The organism is Actinotalea ferrariae, from assembly GCF_019733465.1.
GTDB lineage: Bacteria > Actinomycetota > Actinomycetes > Actinomycetales > Cellulomonadaceae > Actinotalea > Actinotalea ferrariae_A.
Genome location: NZ_JACVQL010000082.1, coordinates 17689 through 32913 on the forward strand (window position 1 = coordinate 17689; position 15225 = coordinate 32913).

20 protein-coding genes are annotated in these 15225 nt (G+C 70.6%); 12 read left to right on the forward strand and 8 right to left on the reverse strand.

Features of this window, described 5'->3' with window-relative positions; translation table 11 throughout:
* Positions 1-119: 119 nt before the first annotated feature.
* The 4 genes from ICW40_RS07435 (at position 120) to ICW40_RS07450 (ending at position 2281) form a co-directional block, all read left to right on the forward strand.
* Complete coding sequence (locus tag ICW40_RS07435) at positions 120-521, forward strand: DUF6573 family protein (RefSeq protein ID WP_221653197.1); 402 nt, start codon at positions 120-122, stop codon at positions 519-521.
* 98 nt (positions 522-619) lie between these two features.
* A complete protein-coding gene (locus tag ICW40_RS07440; RefSeq protein ID WP_221653198.1) occupies positions 620-1174 on the forward strand; it encodes a hypothetical protein in 555 nt (184 codons plus the stop codon).
* A 94-nt stretch (positions 1175-1268) separates the two neighbouring features.
* Complete coding sequence (locus ICW40_RS07445; RefSeq protein ID WP_221653199.1) at positions 1269-1676, forward strand: hypothetical protein; 408 nt, start codon at positions 1269-1271, stop codon at positions 1674-1676.
* A gap of 53 nt (positions 1677-1729) precedes the next feature.
* Positions 1730-2281 (forward strand): hypothetical protein, encoded by a 552-nt coding sequence (locus tag ICW40_RS07450; RefSeq protein WP_221653200.1) that lies wholly within the window; start codon positions 1730-1732, stop codon positions 2279-2281.
* 90 nt (positions 2282-2371) lie between these two features.
* On the opposite strand, the gene ICW40_RS20835 is transcribed toward ICW40_RS07450, so the two are convergent.
* The gene (locus ICW40_RS20835) at positions 2372-2503 is read right to left on the reverse strand and encodes a hypothetical protein (RefSeq protein WP_260458913.1); all 132 of its coding nucleotides are present in this window, start codon (positions 2501-2503) and stop codon (positions 2372-2374) included.
* 390 nt (positions 2504-2893) lie between these two features.
* Between ICW40_RS20835 and ICW40_RS07455 the strand changes: the two genes are divergently transcribed.
* The 5 genes from ICW40_RS07455 (at position 2894) to ICW40_RS07475 (ending at position 6534) form a co-directional block, all read left to right on the forward strand.
* Positions 2894-3088, forward strand: a complete 195-nt coding sequence (locus tag ICW40_RS07455) for a hypothetical protein (protein WP_221653201.1) — start codon at positions 2894-2896, stop codon at positions 3086-3088.
* Positions 3085-3387 (forward strand): hypothetical protein, encoded by a 303-nt coding sequence (locus ICW40_RS07460; protein WP_221653202.1) that lies wholly within the window; start codon positions 3085-3087, stop codon positions 3385-3387. Before ICW40_RS07455 ends, ICW40_RS07460 begins: the two co-directional genes overlap by 4 nt.
* A gap of 82 nt (positions 3388-3469) precedes the next feature.
* A complete protein-coding gene (locus tag ICW40_RS07465) occupies positions 3470-5275 on the forward strand; it encodes an N-6 DNA methylase (protein ID WP_260458914.1) in 1806 nt (601 codons plus the stop codon).
* Complete coding sequence (locus ICW40_RS07470; protein ID WP_221653203.1) at positions 5272-6201, forward strand: hypothetical protein; 930 nt, start codon at positions 5272-5274, stop codon at positions 6199-6201. The genes ICW40_RS07465 and ICW40_RS07470 overlap by 4 nt, the downstream gene beginning before the upstream one ends.
* Positions 6202-6261: 60 nt before the next feature.
* Positions 6262-6534 carry a hypothetical protein gene (locus ICW40_RS07475; RefSeq protein ID WP_221653204.1) on the forward strand — a complete coding sequence of 91 codons (273 nt, stop codon included), beginning with the start codon at positions 6262-6264 and terminating at the stop codon, positions 6532-6534.
* A gap of 37 nt (positions 6535-6571) precedes the next feature.
* Here ICW40_RS07475 and ICW40_RS07480 read toward each other — a convergent pair whose 3' ends face one another.
* The 7 genes from ICW40_RS07480 to ICW40_RS07510 form a co-directional block, all read right to left on the reverse strand.
* Complete coding sequence (locus ICW40_RS07480; RefSeq protein WP_221653205.1) at positions 6572-7138, reverse strand: manganese efflux pump MntP; 567 nt, start codon at positions 7136-7138, stop codon at positions 6572-6574.
* Between the two features lie 168 nt (positions 7139-7306).
* Complete coding sequence (locus ICW40_RS07485; protein ID WP_221653206.1) at positions 7307-7699, reverse strand: hypothetical protein; 393 nt, start codon at positions 7697-7699, stop codon at positions 7307-7309.
* A 419-nt stretch (positions 7700-8118) separates the two neighbouring features.
* Positions 8119-9138 carry a DMT family transporter gene (locus ICW40_RS07490; RefSeq protein ID WP_221653207.1) on the reverse strand — a complete coding sequence of 340 codons (1020 nt, stop codon included), beginning with the start codon at positions 9136-9138 and terminating at the stop codon, positions 8119-8121.
* 82 nt (positions 9139-9220) lie between these two features.
* Positions 9221-9586, reverse strand: a complete 366-nt coding sequence (locus ICW40_RS07495) for a hypothetical protein (protein ID WP_221653208.1) — start codon at positions 9584-9586, stop codon at positions 9221-9223.
* A 371-nt stretch (positions 9587-9957) separates the two neighbouring features.
* Positions 9958-10563: a hypothetical protein gene (locus ICW40_RS07500; RefSeq protein ID WP_221653209.1), complete on the reverse strand. Its 606-nt coding sequence runs from the start codon at positions 10561-10563 to the stop codon at positions 9958-9960.
* A gap of 339 nt (positions 10564-10902) precedes the next feature.
* The gene (locus ICW40_RS07505) at positions 10903-11064 is read right to left on the reverse strand and encodes a hypothetical protein (protein WP_221653210.1); all 162 of its coding nucleotides are present in this window, start codon (positions 11062-11064) and stop codon (positions 10903-10905) included.
* A 224-nt stretch (positions 11065-11288) separates the two neighbouring features.
* Complete coding sequence (locus ICW40_RS07510; protein WP_221653211.1) at positions 11289-12038, reverse strand: sigma-70 family RNA polymerase sigma factor; 750 nt, start codon at positions 12036-12038, stop codon at positions 11289-11291.
* 707 nt (positions 12039-12745) lie between these two features.
* On the opposite strand from ICW40_RS07510, the gene ICW40_RS07515 reads away from it, so the two are divergent.
* The 3 genes from ICW40_RS07515 (at position 12746) to ICW40_RS07525 (ending at position 14824) form a co-directional block, all read left to right on the forward strand.
* A complete protein-coding gene (locus ICW40_RS07515; protein ID WP_221653212.1) occupies positions 12746-13327 on the forward strand; it encodes a hypothetical protein in 582 nt (193 codons plus the stop codon).
* Positions 13328-13588: 261 nt separating this feature from the next.
* A complete protein-coding gene (locus ICW40_RS07520) occupies positions 13589-13969 on the forward strand; it encodes a hypothetical protein (RefSeq protein WP_221653213.1) in 381 nt (126 codons plus the stop codon).
* Positions 13970-14083: 114 nt separating this feature from the next.
* A complete protein-coding gene (locus ICW40_RS07525; protein ID WP_221653214.1) occupies positions 14084-14824 on the forward strand; it encodes an RES domain-containing protein in 741 nt (246 codons plus the stop codon).
* Positions 14825-15225 lie beyond the last annotated feature (401 nt).

A 15225-nucleotide genomic window follows, 5' to 3' on the forward strand; every position in this document is an offset into this window, starting at 1 on the left:
CGCCCTACGGGTTGACGCTCCACCCGCTCATGCCGGCGGTGATTCACAGCGCCAGGAGGGGGCGAAAAACGGTCGGCACCGCAGACCACCCACCACCCTGCGCAGAAAGGGGACCACCCGTGGACCTCACCGAGTTCTTCGGACCCGTCATCCACGCCTACACCCGCGCCCAGGCCATCGCCGACGGCGCCCTCATCGACGTCACCCCCACCGCCCGCGAAGCAGGGTTCGTCCACCCCGTCGCCCTGACCGCGGCCGCGTGGGCCGAGACCGTCGCCTGGACCCGTGAGAACGACGAGTACCAGGACGAGGCGGGGCGGCTGTGGGACGTCCTAACCATGGCCCGCGTCACCATCCGAGGCGCTGGCACCACCGACACCGACCGCGTCGAGTTCCGCGTGCTGCGCATCCCCAACACACCCCGGGCCACCCGCCCCCGGCTGACCAGCCTCGTGATCCACATCGGCCCCGGCGACGACGCCGAGCCCGTCCTGACCGTCATGACCTCCACCGAGGACTGAGCCCCACCCAGACCGCGGGGGGCCGGCGTGACCACTGACACCGCCGGCCCCCTGCGCTCCACCCCGCAGAACCGCACCGACCAGCGAGGAGCCCGGAGATGACCACCGCCCGCCGCCTGCACCCACTGCCCGCACCGTGGGCCGAGCCGATCCTGACCCTGGTCCACCTCACCCGGACCGCGACCACCCCCACCGGGGTCGACCCCGAACCCTGGGCCGCCGCCGAAGCCGGCCAGACGGTCCTGCGCACCGGGTACAAGGCCGCCCGCCGCACCGCCTCCGCCGGCCAGTACGCCGCCCACGCCCTACGCCTGCACGCCGCCGCCGCGATCGCCCACGGCGAGGCCGCCAGCTGGGCCCACCAGCTCGTCCAGGAGAAGGCAGCCCTGACCACCTGGGCGCCGGCGATCCGCGCTCGAGGTGCGCACCGGATCCTGACCGCCGCCGGACAGGACTTCGTCAGGACCGACGCCGAGCCCGCACTGCTCATCGCGGACTGGCTGCTCACCACCGCCGGCCCCGCCGTCGTGGAGAGCACCGGCCGGCTCGCCGCGTACGTGCTGGCCCACCCCGGCATCGACGTCGACCACCTGGTCGGCGCCTGGCACGCTACCCATGGGCATCGCCTGCAGCGGGGGAGGGGAGCGGCATGAGCGACTGGACCCGCTACCCGTGCCCGATCCATCGCGGCACCGACGATCACTGCACCTACTGCGGCTGGTCGCGCGCAGCACACGGAGACACCCAGTGAGCGGCGACGAGGAGACCACCACCGACGAGCTGCTGCGCGAGCTCGTCTGGTCCCGCGCGAAGGCCCGCCGCACCCTGCGCTGGGTCCGACCCGACATGTTCGGCGCCTACGCCGCCGCGGTGGCCGTCGTCGACGACCACGACCGCCGCCACCCCGACGCGCCCGCCGAGGGTCCCCGGCGGGTCCTGAGCATCGCCGCCCACGCCCAACGCCTGCGCCAAGACCTGGTCGACCACCCCGAACGGTTCACCGCAGCCGCCGGCATCAACGCCCGGGCATCCGGTGCACCCGACCCCCAGCTGCTCGCCCTCGCCGGCCAGGTCCTGGGCTGGCTGCCGCTCATCGTCACCCACGACGCGAATGACCAGGACGAGCACGTCGACGTCGAGCGCGGCCCGCTGTGAACCGCCAGCGCTCAGGCTCGCCCCCGGAGCGGCCGCCTGCGGTGGTCGGCACCATGACGCCGCGGCCGATCGACTGCCTGCGCATCGTGTGGTGGGCCCAGCTCGGCTACCTCCACGGCGCGCGGCGCGGTCGCCTAGCGGGGCGTCTTGCCTCGGGGTTCCTGGCCCTGATGTGGTGGCCGACACTGCCGCTGCTCGTGATCGCCCAGGCCCTGCTCCTTGCCCGACCGCGGGCCCGGTACTACATGAGCCCACAGCGCGACGCCGTCATTGCCGTCGTGGCGAGTTCCGACGCGTGGGAGATCGGCGAGCACCTCTCCGCCCACCCAGGCCACGGGCGCGGCCGCGCGCTGCGTGAGCTCATGACCGCTCCCGTGCTCGCCGCCGCCGACACCACCGGGATCGACGTGCGCGCGAACGCCGCCACCGCCGAGCTGGCCCGGCGGTACATCACCGACATCCCGGGACTCGTCGACGTCGGGCGCGCGTTCCCCCGCGGACGGCGACTCCTGCGTGGCGCGCGGCCTGATCCTGCCGCCCCCGGCGACCGGCCGCTGAGCCGGCCTGAGGACGCTGGCGGGGGGATACCGACTGCATCGACCTGAGCGGAGGTCTGCTTTAGCGCTCGATGCCCGATTCACCCGAGTAGCCCAACAGGCTGGGCGGCCCGTCGCGCGCCGAGGGTGGGGGCCCACCTACAGGAAGCGATCGACGCTCAGCGCGACGTACCAGAGCGCCCGCGCCCACGCGAGGAACGGGGTTGACGGTGCGCTCGAGCGCGAGCAGCCCTCGGCGCGGTGCTTCGGGCGGCGGGAGCGGGTGGTCATGGTGTCCTCCTGGACGTCGGGGCTAACGGGTACGGGTCAGATGTGCGGCAGGTCCCAGGACGTGCACCAGGAGTCATCGACCTTCACGAGGGCGAACGGATCGCGGACGCCCACGAGGGCTCGATGGGGGACGGGGAGCCCCCTGGGTATCGAAGGAGTGGGCCGCGCCTGGGCGACGTGCTCACGCCGGACGCGACCAGCTGCTCGAGGGGGCACGCTCGGGGGCCTGGACAGGCTGCATCCCGAGGCGCAGGGCGAGACGATGTCGGGGGAGGCCGTGGACTGGACCCGCAACACGATCCACAGCACCGAGCTGCTGCTCGAGCTCCTTGGCATCGCGAAGCGCGAGGGCATGCGGTGCCCACCGCCCGAGTTGGTCAGGACGCCGCTGTGCTGCACCTCGAGACCGAGGGTGAGGCCCGGCAGCTCGCCGCCGCGGTCACCGCGTCGCGCGGCTACGCCCGTACGACGAGCGAGCCGTACCGGTTCGGCATCCGCCTGGACGACGTCACGGCGCCGGGCGACGTGCACACGGTGCGGCTCGAGGTGCGCGGGCTCGACCGGACGAAGGCGGCTCAGCCGTGACGGTCGACGACGTCGCGCTCGAGGTCCGCTGCGCGAAGAACTGCGAGCGGTGCAACCGGCAAGCCACCGCCCGCGCCGGCGGCCGCAAGGGCTGGGGCCTGCCCGAAGGCATGACTGACGCCGAGATCAGCGTCGCGCTGAAGCTCGGGCACGAACGCGGCATCGCCGGCATCACCCAGACCGAGCTCGTGCTGCTCGACCAGCTGCGGACGCTCACCGAGGCCCGGATGCGCGACGTCGTGGACGAGCTGCGCGCGCAGGACGCTCGTGGGCGGATGTCGGCCGGCTGCTCGGGGTGACGAAGCAGGCCGCGCACCTGCGCTACGGCAAGAAGGCTTGACGTCCACGGCGCTCACGTTCCCTGCGCCCTCCACTACGCCCTTGGGCGCTCGGCGCGACGTTGCGCGTCGTCAGAGACACGTCGGTCCAACATCGCGCCGTTCGGCCCGGGAGGCGGGCCTGGTGAGCGACACTGCGACGGTGAGCACTGCCGAGCACGTCGACACGGACGCCCTGAGGAAGGCGAGGGGGGCGTTCTTCACCCCGCCGGAGGTCGCCGCCTACGTGGCCCGCTGGGCTGTGCGGAGCGCAGCAGACCGCGTGCTCGAACCGTCGTGTGGTGAGGCCGCGTTCCTGCTTGCCGCGCACGAGCGCGTCCAGACACTTCCGGGGTCGGGGCCCGCACGGCTTGATGGCGTCGAGCTGCACGCGGCATCGGCACGCGCCGCGCGCGCTGTGCTCCGTGCCGCGGGCTCGTCGCCGCGCGTTCGCGTGAGCGACTTCTTCGCCGTGGAGCCGGACCCCTCGTACGACGCTGTGATCGGAAATCCCCCGTACGTGCGCTACCAGGACTTCGCTGGCGCAGACCGGGCGGCATCACGACGCGCGGCCCTGCGCGCGGGCGTCGCCCTGACGGGCCTGGCCTCGTCGTGGGCGGCGTTCACCGTGCACTCCGCGCTGTTCCTCAAGCCCGGTGGCCGGCTCGGCCTCGTTCTGCCGGCCGAGCTGCTGTCGGTGAACTACGCCGCCCAGGTCCGCGAGTTCCTGATGCGACGCTTCGCCCGTGTCCGGCTCGTCCTGTTCACCGAGCGGGTGTTCCCCGGCGTACTTGAGGACGTCGTGCTCCTGCTCGCAGAGGGCATCGGAGGAACCGATCACTGCGAACTGCTCCAGGTTCAGGACGCTGACGCGCTGGCCGAGCTCGACCCCGAGACCGCCGCCGTCTGGACGCCTGCCTCGACGAGCGGGAAGTGGACCTCAGCCCTCCTGCCGGCCGCCAGCGCCGCGGCGTACGCGGCCGCCACCACCGGCGCGAGCTTCACGACCCTGCACAGCTGGGGTGAGACGACGCTGGGGATGGTGACCGGCGCGAACAAGTTCTTCACCCTGTCGCCCGCCCAGGCTGCGGCACTCGGCCTGGCCGACGCCGAACTGCTCCCCTTGAGTCCGCCCGGCAGCCGGCACCTACGCGGCCTGTCGTTCACCGCGCACATGCGCGCCGAACTCGGCCGCGAGGGAGCCGCCACCCTGCTGTTCCGACCGGCCGGAGAGCCGAGCGCCGCAGCCCGCGCCTACATCCAGCGAGGCGAGCAGCAGGGCGTCGACACCGCCTACAAGTGCCGTGTGCGCACCCCGTGGTGGCGCGTGCCGCTGGTCGCACCTGCCGACCTGCTGCTGACGTACATGAACGCCGACACCCCGCGCCTGACGACGAACACCGCCGGCGCGCGGCACCTGAACAGCGTGCACGGGGTCTACCTGACCGACGAGCACCGCGAGCTCGGGCGTGAGCTGCTGCCGCTCGCGTCCCTGAACTCCGTCACGCTCGTCGGCGCGGAGATCGTCGGCCGCGCGTATGGCGGCGGGATGCTCAAGCTCGAGCCCCGCGAGGCTGACGACCTGCCCGTGCCGTCTCCGGCGGGTGTGCTGGCCTGCGCCGATGCGCTGCGGGCTGTGCGCCCCCGCGTCCGCGACCACCTGCGCGCGGGCCGGCTCTTGGACGCTGTGCGGCTTGTGGACCAGGTGGTCCTCCACGACGGCTCGGCCCTCGACGCAGCCGGAGTCAGCGACCTGGAACAGGCGTACGCCATGCTCGCCGCCCGCCGGCGAGCACGCGGCACGAGCGCCAAGGACCGCGTCTCACCGCACGCGATGGTGCTGGCCCGCCGCGACCTGGACCAGTCGTGAGCAAAGAGGACGCGTTCAGCGCGTTCGACGCCGAGCTGGCGGCCACGCCCACCAGCGACCCGTGGCTCCACGCCGAAGGCGAGGTCCCGCGGTACGGGCCCGACTACGACCTACTCGGCCGGCTGCTGACCTACCCGACCCGCAGCGGCAGCGTGTCCGAGTCCGGCCGGTTCGCCAAGGGCATCGATGCCTGGCTCGCGCACGAGCTGCGCCGGGCCGGCTTCCTCGTCGACGAGGTGTGGCCGCGCGCCACCCGGCCTCGTGTGTTGCCGCGGGACGTCGTGCTCTTCGTCGACAAGCTGCCCAAGGGCCTGGGCGAACAGGTCCGACCCCACCTCGAGCGCATCACGGCCGTCGCGCCGTCCGATGCCCGCGTCCTGGGCCGGGCCTACTACAAGCAGATCGACGTCTGCATCGCGCGGTGGGACCGCGGACCGGAGCTGCTGCTGAGCACCAAGGCGCAGGTCTCCTCCTTCGGCAAGAACCTGCCTAACCGGTTCGAGGAGGCCTACGGCGACGCCGCCAATCTGCGCGGCCGCTACCCGCTCGCAGCCACCGGGTTCTTCTTCCTCCAGCGCGACACGATCCTCACCACCGAGAAGGAGGCGTGGGAGCGGACGAAGGACATGATGAGCAAGCTGCGCGACACCGACGGCCGGGGCGGCTACACGGCCACCGGGCTAGCCCTCGTCCACTGGGACGACGACGTGCCGCCAGAGGAGCGCGTCGTCACCGTGAACGTCGACGACGTGCCGTCGGCACTGCGGCCCGACCAGTTCCTCGACGCGATGATCCGCCAGGTGCTCGACGTCACCCCCGTCGTGCAGCACCCACGAGTGCGAGAGCTGCGCGAGCGTCGCGAGCTCCCGGTGCCGGAGCCGCGAGGCACCACGGACGACACCGAGGAGACTGGGACGCTCCTGTAGGCCTCGCCGCCCGACGCGCGCGATTCGAGCGCCGGGGCGGTGAGCGGCCATGCTGGTCCCATGGCGATCACCCGGCGCACGGCGCGGTTCAACGAGCTGGCGACCAGGACAGAAGCGCTCCTGGCAGAGCAGGGGATCGTGCTAGAGCCGTCGGTCATCGACCGTCTCCTCAACGCCCGCGAGGAGGAGGTGGCTCAGCTGCTGGGGGTCGCGCCGCGCACGGCTCTCGGCTTTGCACCCGACGACCTACCGCAGACGATCGCGGTGGAGGTCAGCGCCGCGATCGCCGCGCAGGCTGAGGGCGCGCCGACGCAGGTGCCGCCGGCGACCTGACGCTGGCCGAGCGGGTGGTGTAGTCCCGCCTAGCGGCTCACCACACGCCGAGGTGTTCCAGCAGGATCCGCACCCCGATCGCGATGAGGATCAGCCCACCGGCGATCTCGGCCGGTCCGCGGAACCGGGTGCCAGCGCGGTGCCCGATGAGAACACCTGCCAGGGACACCAGCGCCGTGACGAAGCCGATCATGAGCGCCGCGGCGGCGATGTTCACCTCGAGGAACGCGAAGCTGATGCCGACGGCCAGTGCGTCGATGCTGGTCGCCACGGAGAGCACCAACAGCTCGCGCAGCCCGATGTGGTCCTCGTCGACCTCGCGGTCCTCTTGTGAGGACAGTGCCTCGTGGAGCATCTTGGCGCCGATGAGCGTCAGCAGGGCGAACGCGACCCAGTGGTCGACCTCGGTGATGTAGTCGCGCAGCCCGCTGCCGAGGAGCCAGCCGAGAACCGGCATCAGCGCCTGGAACAGGCCAAACGCGACGGCGATGGCACCTGCGTCGCGCGCACTGAGCCTGCGGATGTGCAGGCCCTTGCCGAGCGCGACGGCGAAGGCGTCGGCGGACACCCCGAGAGCGATAAGAAGCAGGGTCCAGGCGGGCATGGGTAGGTCTCGGGCCTTTCGGTCGTGCGGCTGCCGAGAGCCCGGAAGGGTCGCCTCGGCACGGGTCGGTGCCGAAGGTCTCGTTCACCCGGACGTGCGCCGGGCGGTGTGCCGGGTGGTCGCCCACCAGCATGTCGACACACCTCTGCGGCGGTCAGGCCGCAGGAACTACTCGAGGCCGTAGGCCGTGAAACACGCGGCCGCGGCACGGTCGTCCAGCGATACCGCCTCCGAGTCATCGCTGGATGACCGCTCGAGCAGGTCGACCGCAACCTCGACCTTGGCGTCGTCGGCCTCGCGAGCGGCCGCTCGCAGCGCGTCGAAGTCACCAGCCTCACTCAGCGCGAGATTCTCGGCGCTCTGAAACCAGCCCACACAGTTCATGGCCGCCTCGAGTACGGGGTCGTTGGAGACCTCGCCTTCCCCCCGAGGACCGTCCCCACAGCCCGCCACCATCACGAGCACGAGCCCGAGCCCGAGCCCGAGCACGGCGAGCGACACCCGACCGCTCAGAAGAGCAGGCGCTTCCCGCGGTCGGCGAGTTGAGACCCCAAGAATCATGCGATGCCTCCTTGCCGAGGCACCAACGTACGCCCCGTCCGCCCCGACCTGGACGGAGAGCCGTCGACCCTCGTGGACACCAGCCCGCAGCAGTCGCCAAGCTGAGGGAGAGCGCGCTCGTCACTGACCGTCTACGGAATACCGCCATTGACCACGCCAAGCCACAGCGATCGCCGCCCCGGCGCAGCTGTCCCGCCTGGGGATCCTCCACTGGGACACAGTCGTCGTCCGCCCGTCGGGTAGCTGTGACTTTCGCCGGTAGATGGCGGGCTTCTGCCAAGGCTGAGTGGTCGGTGCAGGCCGGCGGTTCGGCTCCGGGTGGTGGCTGCGGCCGCACGCGGCCGCGCGCCCTGGTCCAGGAGTTCGGCATTGTGCTCGGACCCCAGTCCACGATCGTCGCCTGACCCGGCAGGCACGACCTAGTGGGTGTGGCGGTGGTGCAGATCCGGCACGTGCGGGTGCTCGTGCGCGACCCGCTGATGGGCGTGCGGGTGCTGGTGCCGCCCGGTGAACCCGTCGTCGTGCTGGTGGTCGTGGTGGCCCTCACCGTGCTCGTGCTCGTGGTCGTGCTCGACCGCCTCGTGCACATGGCCGTGGGTGTGGTCCGAGCGGGAGACGAGTGCGACACCGATCAACGCCACGACCAGGGCGGCCAGGACCATCGGGACGAGCGGCTCGCCGAAGACGGTCCACGCCATCACCGCACCCAGGAACGGAGCACTGGCGAACACGACCTGGGCCCGCGCCGCCCCAAGGTCCCGGGCGCCGGCGACCCACAAGGTGATGGAGATCCCGTATCCCAGCGCGCCGATGAGCAGTGCGGCGCCCACATCAGCGAGCGGCGGGGTGTCCGCGAGGGTCAGGCCAATGATCGTGTTGGCGCCGCCGGCGACCAGACCCTTCGCAAACGTGATGTGGGAAGGAACCAGCTCGTCCAGGTCTGCCGTGACGCTGTTGTCCACCGCCCAGCACAGGCACGCCGCCGCGATCAGCGCGGCGCCGAGCCGCAGATCGGCCGTCGCGCCCGGACCGCTGATCAGCACGCTAGCCACGGCCACCAACCCCCCGCCCACCGCCACGTGCCGGCCGATGTGCTCGCGGAAGAAGACAGCAGCGATCACGACCGTGAACACGAGCTCGAGGTTCAGCAGCAACGACGCCGTCGCAGCGGTCGCGTGCTGGAGTCCGAACGCGAGCAGCAGCGGGCCGACAGCCCCGCCGAGGACCACCGCCGTGAGTAGCCGCCCCGCGCCCCGCCGCACTGAAGCGCCATCGGGCCGGGTCCGCAGACTGCTGGGCAGCACTGCCAGAGCAGCACCTAGGTAGAGCAGCCCCGCGAGGGTGAAGGCACTCGTGTCCTTGGCAAGCTGCGCGGCGAACGGGGTCGACGCCCCGAACAGCAGCGCCGCGAGCCCGCAGCGCAGCACTCCTCTCCGCACCACGCCTCCCCGAGCCATTCACTCAACCGCGGCCCGCCGCCCAGGCCACCACAGCCAGCCGACGGCGTGCGCACAAGGCGCTCTACAGGTGCTGCCCTCGTGCCTGGTGGTCGATGACGTCTGCCCAGTTCGTCGAAGACAGCCATCGCTTCCCCATGAGGTGCGCTGTCCACTTGAGCAGCCCGGCATGAGTCCGGACCTTCGCGATCTCGATGGAGTACGTCGAGCCCTCAACCTCACACGCCTCGTGGATCGCTCGCCACGGCACCGGCTCCGGCATGTCGGCGAGTTCCGCAACCTCGTAGCCCCGGGGATGACTTCGCTTGAAGTCATCCCACGCCCGGTCGACCTCCTGAACGGAGGGCATGTCCACAGTGAGGAAGCCAGCACCGTCGGACACCGGCTTCGAGCACACCGCGCACGACCACGTCAGGGCTTCAAGCGTCATCGCCACAGGGTAATCGCGAAGCCCCGAACTGCCTGCGGCGGCCGATGCTGCTCGACATCGACCGTGGCCGCCTGACTCACGCACGTACAGCTCTGGCCGCCCGTTTGGGGATCCTCCACTGGGACACCGTCGTCGCCCGCCCGCCGGGTCGCCGCCAAGCATGGATGTCGTTTGGCCGGCGTGACGCGAAGTCCCGCAAGACCCGACCGCGAAAATGCCCGGTGAAGGGGCCTAAGCGGGACACGCTGACGCGGTGAGGCCGGGGGCGGTGCTTCGTGAGTCAAGCTCACCGGCGGCAGCGCCCACGGGGTGGCGCGGGTGCCCGGCCTCCTGGGCCGAAGCGCGCTCGATGAGCGGGTGACGCCGGGCGCTCAGGCGGCGTTGCGCATGGCGTACGCCAGGCCGGCGGCGTCGGTGTCGATCCGGACGTCGTGGCGGCGGAGGTCCTGGCCTTCGGTCGTGCGCACGCGGGCGTGCGCGAGGTCGACGTAGGCGACCCGGGCCGCGGGGTGCAGCGGCGCGTATGCCCGCTGCACGACACGCAGGATCATGTCGATGTCGGCTGCGCTGAGCCGTTCCGCGGCGTACCCCATGATGACGATCTCGAGTTCGCCGTTGGTGTCTCGCTCGACGAAGGACGGCGCGACGGTCACGGTCAGGCCGGCGGTGGTCACCGAGGCGCGGTCGATCGTGGCCGGCGACGTGTTCGCCCACCGCTGGGAGACCTTCGGCCAGTTGGCCGCGAGCTCAGCGAACTTCCGCGCCTTCTTGGGGGTCGCGCTGGCTACCACGGCGGCGATTGCGGCGCCGTCACGGGGCCCCTGCCGGTCGATGGTGACAGCCCGTCGGAAGCGCAGGTAGAAGTCCTGCACGACGTTGTAGTCGCCGCCCACGGCCTGGCGGATGGCGCTGGCGCGGGCGGTCGGCCGGGCGGTCGCGTAGGCGACAAAGCCGCCCAGTCGGGTCTCGGGGGTCATCTCGGGGCTCCAAAGGCTCGGGTCCCCGACGCGCGAGCCGGATCGGCCTGGGTTGAGAACCCCAGGCCGATCCGTGCGAAGATGACGAGCGTTCGACCAGAACCTCGGCAACGTCGCGGCCCCGCGTGCGGGATCCAGTTGTCGAACCGAGGGGTCCGGGTTCCCGCCCGGGCCCTTCGGTGTCTAAGTCGCAGAACTACGACCGTGTAACGCAGTCTACGGGCCGGTACCGTCACCCCCCCATAGACATGCACAGTTATCCACAGGGGCCACGTGCAGCTGACCCCGCCCCCGCACGCGGCTAGCGGTTGTTGAGGGACTCCCACAGCCGCGTGTCGCTCACTTCTCGCGGCGGACGCCCTTGAACGGCTGGGAGTCGGCCTTCCGGTCCATCAAGCGGCCGGTGGTGGTGTCGCGCTTGACCCAGCCGCTCGGGGTGCGAACCTGCGAGCGTCCGGTGACCGCTCCGCGCCGCGAGCCGGCGCCGGTGTTCTTGGCCATGGTGGAACCTCCTGGGGACTCGCCGCCCAGTCCCTGTTGGACTGGACTGACACCTAGGTGTAGGTGCCGCAGAGGCGATTACCCCCCAGATTTAGTTCTGGAGCTCCGGAGCGCGGCCGCTCGAGCGACGACCTTGGCGGCCGTGGGAGCGGTCACGGTGCGGCGCGCGGCGCGCGCGCTCCTGGTTCCGAGCGACGAACGCTCGACCTGCTTGCGGATATTGGTCATGCGATGTTGCGCCTCCTGACCCTGTCTCGTTCGTTGGCGATCATGCGCTCCACGGTCTTCTCCGTCACTCCGAGCTCGACCCCGATCTCGGCGTTCGAGAGCCCGGCTCCGCGGTAGGCCAGGGCCTTCCTCACCCGGGGGTCCTTGATGCTGCTCAGCGTCCGGTCGACCGTCAGCTGGTCGAGCACGAGCCCTTCCACCGAGGGCAGGTGGCGTCCCAGCAGGTCGTCGTCGTCGACGTCGTGAGGGATGTCCCGCACGCGTCCCTCGGTCACCCACCATCGGCGGTAGACGTTCGAGAACCGGATCAGGCACTGACCGATGAAGTATGTCCGCAGGCTGGCGCCCTTCCGGTAGTCCCACCGGCCGGGAATCAGGACGTCGGAGCGGAAGCGGTCGAGTGCCTTGGCGACGGTCTCTCCCGACAGTCCGTCCACCGTGTCAGGGTTCTCGAAGGCGTCCAGAGGTGGCTCGGGCAGGCCGCCGAACCCCCTCTCGCGGCACTTGGTGAAGATCACGCGCCGACGGAGCCAGCCGCTGATCACGGCCATGCCGTACTTGGCGAGCTCGGTCTCGAAGTAGGCGTACTCACGACCTTCGAAGCCTTCGAACGCGAGCATCTGCACGAGGTTGTAGTCCTCGGCGAGCCGGTCGAGTCGTTCGGCAGCGTCCTCATGCTCCCGCTCGTCCAGCCAGGCGCCGTCGTCGCTGTCCCGTTGTACGGGTGCGCCCGAGCTCGTCGGCACGGCCGACGCTCCCTCGGGCTCAACTTCCACGACGACCTCTCTGCGGGGCGACACCGACGGTCACGTCGGTGCGCCCCTTCGTATGTGCGGGTCTCCCCGACACCCCCCAGAATCCGTTCATGATTTTCCGACGGCTCCAGGACACCACGCGCCGCCGACACTGAGGGGTGGCCTCACGGCCTCCGGCGGGCCGCCTGCAGGAGCCGCTTGAGCCGGGTCGTGCGCTCGTCCGAGCACACGACCCACCCGATGAACAGGACCAAGGCCACCACAATCACCACGGCTGCGGCCTGGTTCCACGCGGCGGCTCCCACTAGCACCACTCCACTTAGCCACCTACAGACGGCCTCGAGCACAGCGGCTCCTTCCTACGACGTCACTCAGCCTGGTCACCCCTTGGTGGGAGACCGCCCGCGAACGACAGGACGCCGGCCGCAGGAGCAGTGACTACGGGACCGACTAGGTCAACGTCATCTGCTGATCCTCACTATCGACCGCACGGGTTCCGAGATCGGCCAGGAGCGCTCCGTCGACCGAAAGCGGTCGAACGCGGTCCGAGCGGCGCCGCTGCCGTCGTCCGACAACGAGGCTGGCCGAGGGGTGTCAGGCTGCACCGCGGGAGTGCGCGGTCATGTCGATGACCGTGCACTGCGCCGGCTCGCGGCGTCGACCGACACGGCGCGCCTGGCCGCGGGTAGCCTCCGGCCATGTTCGAGTGGCTGAGCGGCTACGCGGAGCGGTGGCACGACACCTGGGAGATCGCCGGGGCGCTCGGCTCCTTCGCCACGGCCGCCGTCGCGGTCTACCTGGCGAGCCGGGAGCGAGCAGATCGCCAGGCGGCCGAGCGTGACCGCGACGAGGCGCGGGCGGCGCAGCGCCGTGCCGAGCAGCGGGAACTGCGTCGCTCCCGCGAAGCGCAGGCCAGCGGGGTTGTCGTGTGGACCACACAACGGGCGGCCACGGTCGAGGACGAGCTCAAGCACACCTTCAACCTCCACGTCGCGAACTTCTCAGGCCTGCCGGTGACGCGAGTGGAGTGGTTCGTGCGCGATGAGGTCGCGGTGCTCCACGGGTCCTTCGTGGGCACCTCGCTTCACGGCACAGGGCGCCCCTCGCTCGCCCCCGGCGAGGAGGGGTGGGGCGTGCTGCCGTTCGCTGAGCGCGCCGAGCTGCGGGAGGCTGCGGAGGACGAGATCTACGTCCAGTTCCGCGACGTGTCCGGCCACCGCTGGGCTCGATACGCCAACGGAGATCTCGTCGCCGTCCTGCTCAACGACTCTGACGCCTGACCTACTCGGCTGGCTCCGCGGCCGTCGGCGCTCGGGCGCACGAAGTGCCACTGACGTAGCCCCCGACGCCACAGCCCGGCGCTATCGCTGGTTGCTCTACAACCACGTCGCAACCCGACTGCGCCAACCGGGCGATCCCCGCGGGTCGTCACCATGCCACGGGGTTGCAAACGGGTAGCACGCAGGTGACATCTGGGGTTAGATGGAGGGGTCAGCACGACCCAGAGGCCCCGTGAGGCCCATCGGAGGTTCCGCCAAGCCATGCCCACAACCACGATCAACGACCAGTACCTTGAGACAACTCGCCTGTCGATCCACGAGGTGGTCCGGCGCCTGAACGGCGTGCTCGGCCCGACCCTGGTCTCTACAGCAGCGGGCACCAGTGACCGCAAAGCGGCCATCCGGTGGGCCAAGGCGGACTCTGGACGTATTAGGGCAGAGTTCGAGAACAGACTGCGACTCGCATACAGGGCAATGACCGCCATCGCCGAGGTCGAAAACGCGCACGTCGCACGTGCGTGGTTCATCTCGGCGAACCCGCTTCTAGGCGAAGACACGCCCATCTTGGCGATCCGCGAAGATCGGCATCGGGACGTTGTGCGTGCGTTTACCGCCGTCGCTACGGGAGACTGGGCCGGGTAAGTAGGAGGGACCTAGTCAAGGAGTGCCGTGCCGGAGGAGCAGACGTGCCCGCAAACAGGATTGAGGCTCGTCCCAGCCCGAGGTGAAGTCACCTTCCGAGTTGTCAGGACCTCGGTGGATCCTCTTCAGGCGCGCGAGCGCTCGGTGACCCCGGTGGGCTGGGTCGAGACGCTCGACGACCTTGGTGGCGGCACTGTCGCACCCTGGAACGAGAATCCGTCCTGGAGCCGATGGGACACACCCGGTCGAACGCTGTATGTGGGGGAGACCATTCGGTCGGCCTACGCAGAGGTCCTTCAGCACTTCCGCCGCCCGCGGGCCGGCGACCCGGTGGCGCAGCTAGCAGAACTGCTCGGCATGACGCCGGAGGAGTACCTCGCAGCCGTGGATCAGGAGCAGGCTCCCCTTGGCTGCATGCCGCGCGGTCAGTTCCCCGCCGGGTGGCGGCACGACCGCGCCCTGTATCGCGTACGCCTTCCTCGAGGCGGCTGGTGGATCGACGTCGAGCACGGGGACTCACTGACCGCGTTGGATTCCGCGCCGGGATTGAGCCAGGTCGGCTTCACCGAGCCGCTGACCAGGGCTCATGTCTTGGGTGACGAGCGGCGCATCACTGTGGCGTTGGCCGAACACATGCGGTCTCTTCGCCTCTTCGACGGCTCTGAGGCTCTCGGCGTGACGTGGAACTCGAAACTGGGATACGGCAAAAACTGGGCGTTCTGGATGCGTCGGCTCGACGATGGCCTCGAGCCCGCCGCCGACGATCCGGCGCTGGTCGGTCATGGCGCTGAGATCGACGCTCATGACCCTGACCTGACGTATGTAGCGGACAGGTTCGGAATCCACTTGCACTGACCATCCATCGGCACGCCGCAGCAGGCCCGCCCGCAAACGGTCGTTTTCGGCCGGGCTCGGACGCCATGATCGAACCGTCGACCGAAACCCGTGACCGCCCGAAACAGGGGTTGCGGGCGACGGAGTTTCGGTCACGGGTTTTGGTCGGCGGCGGCGCCGCTGTGCATCCCTACAAGCAGCTCGCCTGAGCGCTCAGCGCGCGGGCACACCCGTCAGCGGCATGACCTGCACGGTTGGTGGCGCCCGCGAGGCGGTCTGAACCGCCCCGGGTTCAGTGGAGGCTCGGTTCCTTGGTTTCCAGCGTCGGCGACGCGGTGATCTGACGGTAGTAGGCGGTCTCGTGCTCGGCGGGTGGGATGTCGCCGAGCTCGGTGTGCAGGCGCCGGTTGTTGAACCAGTCG